At 43.9% G+C, this 11,647-nt stretch carries 9 protein-coding genes, 1 tRNA gene and 1 pseudogene; 10 read left to right on the forward strand and 1 reads right to left on the reverse strand.

Translation table 11 applies throughout. From position 1 onward, the window contains the following. Positions 1–156: 156 nt before the first annotated feature. From dcd to LDL35_RS10525, 9 genes and pseudogenes are all read left to right on the forward strand, one after another. Positions 157–714 (forward strand): dCTP deaminase, encoded by a 558-nt coding sequence (gene dcd, locus LDL35_RS10485; RefSeq protein ID WP_304022288.1) that lies wholly within the window; start codon positions 157–159, stop codon positions 712–714. A 119-nt stretch (positions 715–833) separates the two neighbouring features. Continuing rightward, a complete protein-coding gene (locus LDL35_RS10490; protein ID WP_304022289.1) occupies positions 834–2,666 on the forward strand; it encodes a threonine--tRNA ligase in 1,833 nt (610 codons plus the stop codon). A gap of 72 nt (positions 2,667–2,738) precedes the next feature. After that, complete coding sequence (locus LDL35_RS10495; protein WP_304022290.1) at positions 2,739–3,158, forward strand: 4Fe-4S binding protein; 420 nt, start codon at positions 2,739–2,741, stop codon at positions 3,156–3,158. After that, positions 3,148–4,923, forward strand: a complete 1,776-nt coding sequence (locus LDL35_RS10500) for an aldehyde ferredoxin oxidoreductase N-terminal domain-containing protein (RefSeq protein ID WP_304022291.1) — start codon at positions 3,148–3,150, stop codon at positions 4,921–4,923. Before LDL35_RS10495 ends, LDL35_RS10500 begins: the two co-directional genes overlap by 11 nt. Before the next feature lie 93 nt (positions 4,924–5,016). Continuing rightward, entirely contained in the window at positions 5,017–5,751 is a 735-nt protein-coding gene (locus LDL35_RS10505) for a flavodoxin family protein (RefSeq protein WP_304022292.1), read from the forward strand. 86 nt (positions 5,752–5,837) lie between these two features. After that, positions 5,838–6,551, forward strand: a complete 714-nt coding sequence (locus tag LDL35_RS10510) for an ABC transporter ATP-binding protein (protein ID WP_304022293.1) — start codon at positions 5,838–5,840, stop codon at positions 6,549–6,551. Between the two features lie 2 nt (positions 6,552–6,553). After that, positions 6,554–7,960, forward strand: coding sequence for a hypothetical protein (locus LDL35_RS10515; protein ID WP_304022294.1), 1,407 nt, complete (start codon positions 6,554–6,556; stop codon positions 7,958–7,960). 294 nt (positions 7,961–8,254) lie between these two features. Continuing rightward, positions 8,255–9,157: pseudogene (locus tag LDL35_RS10520) on the forward strand (AAA family ATPase); the annotation flags it as partial. A 369-nt stretch (positions 9,158–9,526) separates the two neighbouring features. Continuing rightward, a complete protein-coding gene (locus LDL35_RS10525) occupies positions 9,527–10,000 on the forward strand; it encodes a PD-(D/E)XK nuclease domain-containing protein (protein WP_304022296.1) in 474 nt (157 codons plus the stop codon). Between the two features lie 329 nt (positions 10,001–10,329). Here LDL35_RS10525 and LDL35_RS10530 read toward each other — a convergent pair. After that, a tRNA-Thr gene (locus tag LDL35_RS10530) sits at positions 10,330–10,401 on the reverse strand. 264 nt (positions 10,402–10,665) lie between these two features. Here LDL35_RS10530 and LDL35_RS10535 point away from each other — a divergent pair. After that, the coding region (locus tag LDL35_RS10535; protein WP_304022295.1) for a lipopolysaccharide assembly protein LapB at positions 10,666–11,647 on the forward strand (982 nt) is incomplete at its 3' end.

The following is an 11,647-nucleotide window of genomic DNA, read 5'->3' on the forward strand; positions in this document are numbered from 1 at the left end:
AATCTGACCTGGCGCGAGTGCAGTACCATTCATGGTCTTCTTAGGCGTTCTGAGTGGCATATTGTACCCCCACAAGGAGAGGAAAGCTCTTCCCATCCGGATCGCACGGATCCTGATCATAATGATAAACCGTAATCGAAAACAACAGATCGGTACATGATCCTTGTTGACTGGCAGATAACGGATCGCATCGAGCGTGGATATATTGGTATTGACCCGTATAATCCTGAGTTAATCCAACCAAATTCAATTGATATCAGGCTTGGAAATCATTTTGTCTGGTATACACCAGGTGATGAGATCATCGATCCATATATCCGTGATACTGTGACCGGCGGGACTGAGGAGATGACTGCCGAGAGCATAGTCCTCCATCCCGGCCAGTTTGTTCTGGCAGAAACTATGGAAGCTATCAGCCTTCCTGATAATATTGTAGCCAGTATTGAGGGAAAGAGCAGCATTGCACGACTTGGTATTGAGCTTCATCAAACCGGAGGATGGATAGATGCCGGATTTGCCGGGTCTATCACCCTTGAGATGTGTAATGTAAATCAGCGCCCGGTCAGGATGCATGCCGGAATGCCAATTGGTCAGCTGGTCTTTTACACGACTGAGCGGGCACTCTGTCCGTACAATACCAAAAAGGATGCAAAATACTTAAACCAGCGACAAGCCACGCTTTCACGATATTACGAGAATAAAAAACGATCCTGATATGCTCATAACTTCAATACATTTTTTTGGAAACGTTTGTTCACATCGATGAAACCTACCCGGGTTTTATACCCGATAAACATCAACATATATGGATATTGTACGGAGAGATCTGATTCATGCGCCTTCTTTTAATACATTCTGATTTCATTGAATATGAAGCGAAGAAAAAAACAAAATTTGCAGAAGATCCCTGTAATCCGGCCGATCGCCTCGATGATGCATTAGTAGCCTTTTGTGCGGTTGAGTCACCGGATGCTGATGGTATTGATGATGTCATCAGTCAGACGGTCAGTGCTATCGGCGAGATGGCCGGTAAGGTTGAATGTAACCGGGTAATGGTATACCCGTATGCACACCTCTCCTCGGATCTTGCAGCACCGGATCTTGCAGTTGCAGCCCTGAAGGCTATCGAAGAATCCCTGGAAAAAGCAGGATACGAAGTTAAACGAGCTCCATTTGGCTGGTATAAATCGTTCTCCCTCTCCTGTAAAGGACACCCGCTTTCAGAACTCTCCCGGTCTATCACCCCGTCAGAAGATGCGGTAAAACCTGAGAAGAAACATATTGAGCATAAATTCTTTGTTCTTACACCTGAAGGCACTATTCATGATGTTCAGGAGTACATGGATGACTCTCCGTTTGCCGCTCTTATAAAAAAGGAGATCGGAACTGCAGTGCCGGTTGGTGGCGAACCGGTCCATGTTGACCTGATGCGTTCAAAGGAGTTTGTGGACTATGAGCCGGTATCAGATGTTGGTCATCTTCGCTGGCTCCCTCGAGGAAAACTGGTCCGTGACCTATTAGCAGACTATGCTCTTTCCCTGGTTCTAGACTATGGGGCAAGTCCGGTTGAGACTCCGGTCATGTATGACCTTGCAGATAAAGCCATCTTTGAGCATGCAGACAAGTTTGGTGAGCGGCAGTATCGGTTCAAGTCAGGGAACCGTAATATGATGCTCCGGTTCGCCGCCTGTTTTGGTATGTTTACCACCATGCGGAGTATGCATATCTCACCTAACCATCTGCCGATGAAGATGTACGAGCTTTCGACCTATTCATTCCGTCATGAACAGAAGGGTGAGGTTATTGGTCTGAAGAGACTTCGTGCCTTTACTATGCCTGACATGCATTCGCTCTGTAAGGATCTTGAGAATGCCCTGACCTGTTTTGAAGAACAGCTTGCCATCGGGTGGCAGACCGGGCGTGACTTCGGCACTGAGCTGGTTGCAGTATTCCGCTGCACTGAGGAGTTTTATTCAGAATATGAGGGATGGATTCGGAAGATTGTAAAAGACTCCGGTGTTCCGATTCTGATTGAAACTCTGTCAGATCGGGTCCATTACTGGATAGCAAAGATTGACCTTGCTGCAATAGACGGGCAGAACCGGCCGATTGAAAACCCGACCGTTCAGATTGATGTAGAAAGCAGCAGACGGTTTGGGATAAAATATCATCTTGCTGATGGAACAGAAGTCTATCCGCCAATTCTTCACTGTTCTCCCACCGGCTCAGTTGAACGGGTGTTTTGTGCAATCCTTGAAAACACGGTAAACCAGAAGGTTGCACATCTTCCTACCTGGCTGACCCCAACCCAGGTCCGGATAATTCCGGTCACTGATAATCATCTTGGGTATGTAAAAGACCTTGCAGAAAAACTTACCAAGGCACGGATCAGGGTAGATGTTGATGATCGTGACGACTCCTTAAATAAAAAGATACGGGCTGCAGGCATGGACTGGGTGTCTTATGTAATTGTGGTTGGAGATTCAGAGGTGAGTTCAGGAAACCTTACCGTAACCGTTCGTTCTGAATCAGAACCAAATAAACCACATAAGATCACCTGCACTGCAGAGAAACTGATTGAGATGATCGGGAAAGAGACTTCCGGAAAGCCATTCAGGCCATTATATACTCCCCGGATGTTATCTCTGAAACCAAGATACATCTAAAACCTGTTTTTCTGTTATTCTCTTCTTACGTATTTTACGAATATTCATTACCTTTCATTCCCATTTCATCATATGCCAAAAAAGCGGCTCTCTGTCATCGATGCTGACCGGTGCGTCGGGTGCCAGTCCTGTATGTTTGCCTGCACCCGAAGGCTTGGTTTTGGCGGAGTATCCAAATCTGCAATTCATGTAAGTTCAGTCGGAGGGATCGAACGGGGGTTTTCGGTAAGAGTCTGTCGGGCATGCCAGGATCCCCCCTGTGTTCATCTCTGTCCGGAGAAAGCTCTCCTGCCCCGTGATGTTGGCGGGGTCACTCTTCATAAAGATAAATGCACCGGGTGTAAAAAATGCCTGGAAGGATGCATCCTCGGGGCAATATCCTGGGATTATGAGGAGAACCATCCGATCATCTGTATTTACTGTGGATATTGCGCACAGTACTGCCCGTATGAAGTCATTGAACTGCAGGAGATGATGGCTGATGAGTTCTGATACTCCTTTGTCACGGGTTTTGTTCATTAATCTCTCTTCCTGGTCATTTCATACAGAAGAGCGGCCCGATCTCTTTCAGGAACGACTAGGTGGTGCCGGAGCTGCTATCAGGCTGCTTGAGGAATGCTGCCCGCAGGGGGCTGATCCATTGGGCCCGGAAAATCCGATTATATTTTCCGTTGGAGTTGCAACCGCTCTCTTTCCTCTCGCATCGAAATGTGTTGCCATGTTCAAATCACCATTGACCGGAAACCTGGGTGAGAGTCATGCAGGGGGCCGGACGGCAGTTGCAATCAGGTCAGCAGGATATGGTGCCATCGTCATTACCGGGAAAGCGTCACATCCAGTGTATCTGTCAATAACAAAAGACGGCGTCGCATTTCGTGATGCACGGGCATTATGGGGGACCGGACGGAGTGATACTGCCGCACGTATCATTAGGTCAAAAGATGGAACACCAGGAACCAGAACGATATTGAGGATTGGAAGAGCCGGAGAGAATCTGGTCAGATATGCCAGCGTGACTTCAGAGACATACCGGCATTTTGGCAGAATGGGGCTTGGGGCAGTATTTGGTTCAAAAAAACTAAAAGCAGTCCTGATTTCAGGCGATAATATCATCGAGGTATCTGACCGGAAGAGATACCGGGACCTTTATGACCGGCTTTACGACCAGGTGACCAGATCTCCCCTCATGCAGAAGTATCATGAGATAGGAACACCGGTGAATGTCAAATCACTCTCTGCAATGGGATCTCTTCCGGTGAAAAACCTCACTGAACAAAGACTGGAGGGCTCTGATCAGTTATCCGGAGAAGAGTTTGCCCGGCTCTTTCTCTCCCGTCGTGTTGCCTGTTCCCATTGTCCGGTCAGTTGTATCCATATCGGTCAGATCAGGATTCCCTATCCGAATGATCCGTACTTTTACAAGACCATCCCGGTGAGTTATGACTATGAACTGATCTATGCTCTTGGATTCATGCTTGGAGTGTCAGATCCTACTGACGTCCTGAATCTGATTGATATCATTGAACAGACCGGAGTTGATGCCATGTCAGCCGGTGTCTGTGCTGCATGGGCAACCGAAGCGATGATTCATGGACTAATAGATGAACAAATGACCGGGGGTATCCGACTCTCATTTGGTGATGCTAAGCAATACCTTGCATTTTTCGAGTCTCTGGCACGACAAAAGGGTGAGTTTTACCAGAACCTGGGGAAAGGAGTATCGTTTGCAGCCTCTGTTTATGGTGGTGACGAATATGCTCTTGCCTTTGGAAAAAATGAAATGGCCGGATACCATACCGGTCCTGCAGCATATATCGGATATATCTGTGGAGCACGCCACAGCCACCTTGATAATGCAGGGTATAGTGTTGATCAGAAACCGACAGAAAAATTCCCTGAAACTCCCGAAAAAATTGCTGAAGAATTGTATGAAGAAGAAGCATATCGTCAGATCCTCTCAGGCCTGGTGGTGTGTTTCTTTGCCCGTGGCCTCTATACCCGAGAAATTATTCAGGAAGTCTTGTCTGTCTGTGGGATATCCATGACGATAGAAGAACTTGATGCCCTTGGAAGAACGATCCTTGCTGAAAAATACCGGTTCAAGGTCCGTGAGGGTTTTTCCTTAGAACCAGATTCAGTGCCCATCCCAAAGAGAATACTTGAGCTGCCATCCGGCCGGGGAGGAATTGAAGAAGAGGTGATTCGAAGGGGTGTTGCCCGGTACAAAGAGTTACTTGAAAATAAAACTTCAGAATAATCATATGAAAATGAACAATATTTTTTTATACTCTTAATCCCTGTATACCTAATTTACAGACCTTTCATTCGGGTTTGAAGGGATAGGTGCAGTATGAAAATCATTGCTTTTAATGGAAGTCCTCGTGCAGAACAAAGCACTACAAATCTTATGGTCTCTGCATTCCTAACCGGAGCTGAGGAAGCAGGAGCTATAACTGAACAGGTTTTCCTTTCCAAAAAAAATATCCGGTATTGTCTTGGTTGTTTCACCTGCTGGTTAAAAACTCCTGGAACATGTATTCAATCTGATGATATGGGAGAACTCATTTACAAATTTCTATCTGCCGACATTGTGATATTTGCAACTCCTCTCTATATGGACAATGTATCCGGGATTATGAAAAATTTTATGGATCGTCTCTTACCTATTGGTGATCCTCATTTTGAGAAGGATGAACATGGTGAAGTAAGGCATGTGAAAGTAAAAACAAATATTCCGAAATTTGTAATGTTATCGAATTGTGGATTTCCTGAACAGACTCATTTCCAGGTGCTTAAACTATTAGCAAGAAGATTGGCACGTAATTATCAGACAGAATTAATTGGAGAGATATACCGGGGAGCTGGAGCTTTGCTTCAGGAACCAAAAATTCAAAAAATTGCTGCTCAATACCTTGTCCTTCTTAAAAATGCAGGTCAGGAAGTGGTTAAGGATGGGATAATATCGCAGGAAACAACACTTCAGCTTGATATGCCACTTATTCCCGATCCAAATTTTGTTGATATATTTATTACAAATATGAATACGTATATGGACGCCACAATTGCTGAATTTAAAAAATCCTGATATTTTTTCAGCCTATGATAATAAATCCAAGCTATTTATATTATTTAATCTAAATCTTTTAAAAAATAAGTTACTTTTTGCATACTATGGCATATATTATTGAAACCGAATCGCTGACCAAAAAATTTGGCGATCTGGCCGCAGTCAATACCGTAACATTGAATGTCAGAAAGGGATCTCTCTTTGGTCTCTTAGGTCCGAATGGATCTGGAAAGACAACAATGATCAAGATGCTGACCGGTCAGATACTTCCCTCATCCGGGAATGCCCATGTTCTTGGTCTTGATGTGGCGACAGATCCGGTTGGTATCAGAACTTTGGTTGGAATTATTCCGGAACAAGAATCTCCGCCAAGTTTCCTGACTGCCATGGAATATCTGGAATTTATCGGTGATATCAGGAAGATTCCTGATCTGGAACAAAAAGCTGACTGGTGGTTTGATTTTCTGGAGTATGGGGATAAAAGAAATGTGCTCTGCAAGGATCTCTCCCGAGGAACCAGGCAGAAACTGATGCTCACCCAGGCATTTATCCATGATCCTGAACTTGCCCTCATTGATGAGCCGCTCATCAACTTTGATCCAATTATGCAGGAAAAAGTAAAAGGTTTCTTTGTCTCATATACGAAACAGGGGAATACGCTCTTTATATCCACTCATCTGCTGGAAACGGCTGAAGAGATCTGCTCTGAAGTTGCCATTCTCCATCTGGGAAATCTGCTCTACACCGGAACCATGGAATCCGTCAGAGAAGGTGGCCGTCACCTGTCTGATCTCTTCCTCTCTCTGGTAAGGAAGTAACCATGGCTGGGCTATTTATGAATATGATGAAGGAAGAATGGCGGATTCATTCGACCATGTTCGGGAGTCTGAATTTTGCCCTCTTTCCTGTGATGATCTGTGCCATTGCGTTTATGGGTACATTTCTTCTTCCCCTGATCCAGGCATCAATGCCGATTGGGGATCTTGTCATACTGATTCATGCACAATATCTGATGCTTGGGTTCATGGTCGGAGCATTCGGCCTTCTTGGGAATGAAGTGATGAACCGTCGGTTTGGTCAGGCCAGCCTTCTTGCCTTCTCTGCCCGGACCTTGCCCATGAGTCCCCGGAATATCTTTACTATTTTTGTGCTCAAAGATACCTTGTATTATTTTTTCCTCTGGATCTTTCCCCTGGGTGCCGGTTTTCTTATTGGTTCCCTCTTCACCGGAATTCCGTTTTTTTATACGCTGAATATACTTCTTACGCTGACTCTCTCATTTCTCACCGGCATGTCTGTTGTTTTTTTCCTGTCATCCCTCTATCAGAGATCAGTAAAAGCCCTCTTTTCATTCCTGATTTTTACAGGTTTGGTTTTTCTGGGATGGTTCATGTTAACCGGAACAAACCCGGCAACACTTTTTCCACCGCTTATACTCTTTTACCAATTCTCCTGGCATCTTCTTCTCGGAAGCGTTATGGTGGTTCTGGTTCCATGTTGTATTGCTCTTTTCCTGTTTTCTCCTGATATTCAATCCGGAACAAAAAATTATCCGAATCGGATGAAACCACTCATTCGTCATCTGAACCGATTTCCAAATCCGCCCCTTGCTGCAAAAGATGTGATTGATCTCTGGCGGTCCGGGAGTATTGTCGGTCAGACTATCTTTTCATTTCTGGTGCCGCTTATTATTATCTGGTTCTTTCTCTCCCTGCTTGATGAGTATGTTTCAACGATTCATCTTCTTTTGACTTTTGCGATGATAACCGGGATAATTGCTTCTACCATGTACACCTGGCTGTGTATGTTTGATTCATTTAGTGTGTATGCTCTTCTTCCGCTTCATGTCAGAGACGTCATTACCAGTAAAATCACGTCTTTTACGCTCCTTCAGGTAATTCCGGTTTTCTTCATGGGGGTGATAACTCTTCTTTCCGGTCAGGGAGAATTCCTGCTGCCGGTTCTGGTATTGACCTTATCTGTTTCGTATTATGTCCTGGCTGTCTCTATCTGGCTGACCGGATTATCGCCCAGTGTTCTGGTGTATGATGTCCGGGTGATGGTTCAGTATTTTTTGCTTATCGGTATTGCGTTGTCGATATGTGGTTCCCTGACTTCAATAAATCCATGGTTTGGTCTGGCTGGGGTGGGGCTGTTTATTCCGGCTTTTCTGCTGGTAAGATTGGGGATGAGGAAATGGGCCCGGGAGGAGGTGGTTGGATATTAAATAATTTTTACGTGTTAATCGAGGAGTATCAGGAAAAAATCTTATGAATATTTCCGATATTCATTGAACACATGCATATTGGCAGAATCATTTCTATTCTTCTCCTTATGCGACTCTCTGTAGGCTTTTTAACCAGTGTGTTTCTTTCGTATCTCTACTATGATCTTATGAGAGACTGGTGCCATTCATGAGATATATGTCGATTACTGTGGTGAGTGGAAGGGTATCAGGAGATTTAGATCATGGTCTCTAAATATCTTGAATGCAAACAAACAACAATCCGGGTGTAAGAGAATGGAAAGACGCGTACCCTATGGTATCATAAATTACGCCGAGATGGTCCGGAAAAAGGGATATTTCATCGACAAAACAAGATATATTGAGCGGCTTGAGGACGTGCAAAACCCCGTCTTTCTTCGTCCCCGTCGGTTTGGTAAGTCTCTCTTCTGCTCGATGCTTTAGTATTATTATGATATCAGCGAGGCTCATCGTTTTGATGAACTATTTGGGCATACCTGGATCGGGCAGAGCCCGACTTCAAATCATAACCAGTATATCGTTCTAAAATTTGATTTTTCTGTGATTCCCCTCTCACAAAAAATTCACGAGATGGAGGATAATTTTAATGTATATTGTAATGGCATTCTGGAAGATCTTCATGTTTCATATCCGAATATCATGGCAGAAGCTCCTGAAATTACGGTTTCTGGTTCTGCCTCACTCAATCTTGTAAGAAGGTTGAACTACATCAGAAATTCACAATCTCCTCAAATATTTGTTATAATAGATGAGTATGATAACTTCGTCAATCAATATATTACCTGTCACCAGGATCATCTGTATGAGGAGATAACTTCGGGGGACAGTTTTCTCCGTACATTCTTTAAGGTTCTCAAAGAAGGACGACAAACCGGTGCTATTGCGAATATTTTTATCACAGGAGTTCTTCCTATTGCAATTGATGACCTGACTTCCAGCTATAATATTGCAACTTTTCTGACACTTGATCCAACCTTTGAGAATATGCTTGGTTTTACCCAGTCTGAAGTAAATGAATTGATAGATTCGATATATGCGGATTATAATATTGATCCGTTCACACGGGGGGATGTAAATGATCTGATAAAGACTCAATATGATGGGTATCATTTTGCGAACCCTGATAATGAAGCGGTTTATAATCCAACCATGCTGATGTATTTTTTACGCCAGCTGAGTGAACATAAAACCATTCCATCTGATCTCTTTGATTTGAATATGAGGACTGATCTCGTGTGGATACAAAGATTGACCAGAGGCAATGATCAAAACACCCGGGAATTGGTTTGTAAACTGACAACGGATGAATCAATCCCCTTTAATCGGAAGGCACTCGTATCGCAATTTAATCTGCATGAATTCTTCGAACCTGCCTTTTATACTGTCTCACTCTTTTACCTTGGCCTCCTCACTCGAAAGGATGAGTTTGATCTGACTGTTCCGAATCTCTCGATGAAAGAGATCGCTGTTGAGTACTTTAATGAGGTCTTTCGGATTGATCTAGGGCAGGAGAGATATAAGGAGATGATGCAGGGTTTTATAAGGAAACCCGATCTTACTCAGCTCTTCTCCGATTACTGGCGTCTCTATGTGAGTCAGCTGCCAGAAGCAGTCTTTTCCCAGGTGAATGAGAATTTTTATCGAACGACGTTCTTTGAACTCTGTAGTCGTTACCTCTCTCCCTGGTTTGTCTGGAATGTAGAGCGGTCATATCCGAAGGGCCGAACCGATCTTGAATTCGTCGGTAAGTTTCACGAGAAGTTTGCCGGGCTCCGATGGGTCATTGAATTTAAATACTTCTCCAATACTGAATGGGCAGGAATGAAAATATCCTTGGAAGAGTTCACTATTCGGGAAGAAGATGCCATCCAGATTCACAGGTATGGAGAAGGACTGAAACAAGAGTTTCCCGAAGCAAATATTCGGTTGTATGTGATATATTGTATAGGAAACCTGGGTTTTCGGGTTTTTGATGTAACGGGGAAAGAACCGGGTTATTGATAGGGCATATATGAGTGCCCTTCTTGCCGATCTTGATCTGGGGTACCTTTATGTTAGAAAGATAAAGAACCGAATTATCCAGAAATAGTGAGTAAAAGGAAAGCGTGCCATATGGCTCGAAAACCAAGGGGCAATAGGTCGAAAAGACCTGAATACCTATCTTGTTCCTGATCGATCAAAAGAGAATATTGTTATTAAATATTCTGCACCTGGCCGGATTAGGAGCAGAATGAGGAACTTTGTATCCATATGATTACTATTGAGATAGATTGATCTGGCGATTAATTAAAAAAATTTTTTATCTTTAGAAACGTGAACTTTTAGTTTTAAGCCGCTGGGGGGACTTGAACCCCCGACCTGCTGATTACGAATCAGCCGCTATACCGCTAAGCCACAACGGCGTGCCCCGTACTATACGCATGACGTATATTAAAAAATATCCCACATATGGAGTTTGGTATTTCGCGATAATCAACAATCGATCCTGCAGTACTTTTCGATAATGTATTGATTTTCAGACCAATTTATCAATTATTTTCCTCAATAAAAGTATATTCAAAAATATATGTATCATGGAATAAATAAGCGTGCATATTGTTGATTGGTCAGTATAAAAACAATAAAAGAAGAAACTATTTCTCTCCTTCCTATGTGATATATAAGGCATGAAGATCGGAGCAATACTCCCGGTTCTTGCGCTACTTTTCCTGTCAGTACTGACTGCAGGAGTTGTAGCAGAAGAGAATGCTACGGGATCCGGGTGGTATGATCAGGGGCTTACCGCTCTTGAGAATGAAAACTACGAAGAAGCAATCTCCAACTTTTTAAAAGCGGTCGAAGAAGATCCACAAAATGAACAGGCCTACTCCAAACTTGGTGGATCTTACCTGATGACCGGTGATGTTGAATCTGCAATTTACGCATTTCAGAATGTAACGAATTTAAATCCTGAAAACGGAGTTGCATGGGGCAATATCGGATACCTGTATCTCATTGGAAAGGAAAAACCAGATCCGGTCCCGGCACTTGAAGCCCTGACGAAGGCTGTTGAGGTTAAAACCGATGATCCTGGAATCTGGACGAACTATGGTATTGCGCAGCTTCTCAACACCGACTCAGAATCTGCACTTGAATCATTCAATAAAGCTATTGAACTCATGCCGGATGGTTCCCGTGCATATTACTGGAAAGGGATTACACTCTCTGATCTTGGTCAGCCAGAGGAAGCCCTGACTGCATATGAGAAGGCAATCGAATTAAATCCTGAATTTAAAGATGCCCTGTATGCAAAAGGTATTGCAGAAAGTGCTCTTGGTAAATTTGATGAAGCAGAAGCAACCTTTAACCAGGTGCTCACCATTGAGGGAGATTACTCTGAACCATTCCTGACCGTCGGAAGCGATTCTGATGTCTGGGACCGGAAGGGACGTATCCTCTTTGAAGTTCGGAATAATCCTGATGAAGCACTTACCGCCTTTAATAAGGCAGTTGAACTCAACCCCTACAATGCAAATGCGCTCTATTACAAGGGTCGGGTTCTGTATGACCAGGGAGATCTGACCGGAGCAATGGAAGCATTTACTGCAGCTTCAGAAGAAGATCCCCAGATGGGTGTTGCACATTACTGGAAGGGACAAGTGTACATCG

Source organism: Methanospirillum hungatei (assembly GCF_020216685.1).
GTDB classification, from domain to species: domain Archaea; phylum Halobacteriota; class Methanomicrobia; order Methanomicrobiales; family Methanospirillaceae; genus Methanospirillum; species Methanospirillum hungatei_B.

Coding starts and splice junctions, on each gene's coding strand:
- dcd (WP_304022288.1), top strand. CDS start 157: ATGATCCTTGTTGACTGGCAGATAACGGATCGCATCGAGCGTGGATAT.
- LDL35_RS10490 (WP_304022289.1), top strand. CDS start 834: ATGCGCCTTCTTTTAATACATTCTGATTTCATTGAATATGAAGCGAAG.
- LDL35_RS10495 (WP_304022290.1), top strand. CDS start 2,739: ATGCCAAAAAAGCGGCTCTCTGTCATCGATGCTGACCGGTGCGTCGGG.
- LDL35_RS10500 (WP_304022291.1), top strand. CDS start 3,148: ATGAGTTCTGATACTCCTTTGTCACGGGTTTTGTTCATTAATCTCTCT.
- LDL35_RS10505 (WP_304022292.1), top strand. CDS start 5,017: ATGAAAATCATTGCTTTTAATGGAAGTCCTCGTGCAGAACAAAGCACT.
- LDL35_RS10510 (WP_304022293.1), top strand. CDS start 5,838: ATGGCATATATTATTGAAACCGAATCGCTGACCAAAAAATTTGGCGAT.
- LDL35_RS10515 (WP_304022294.1), top strand. CDS start 6,554: ATGGCTGGGCTATTTATGAATATGATGAAGGAAGAATGGCGGATTCAT.
- LDL35_RS10525 (WP_304022296.1), top strand. CDS start 9,527: ATGCAGGGTTTTATAAGGAAACCCGATCTTACTCAGCTCTTCTCCGAT.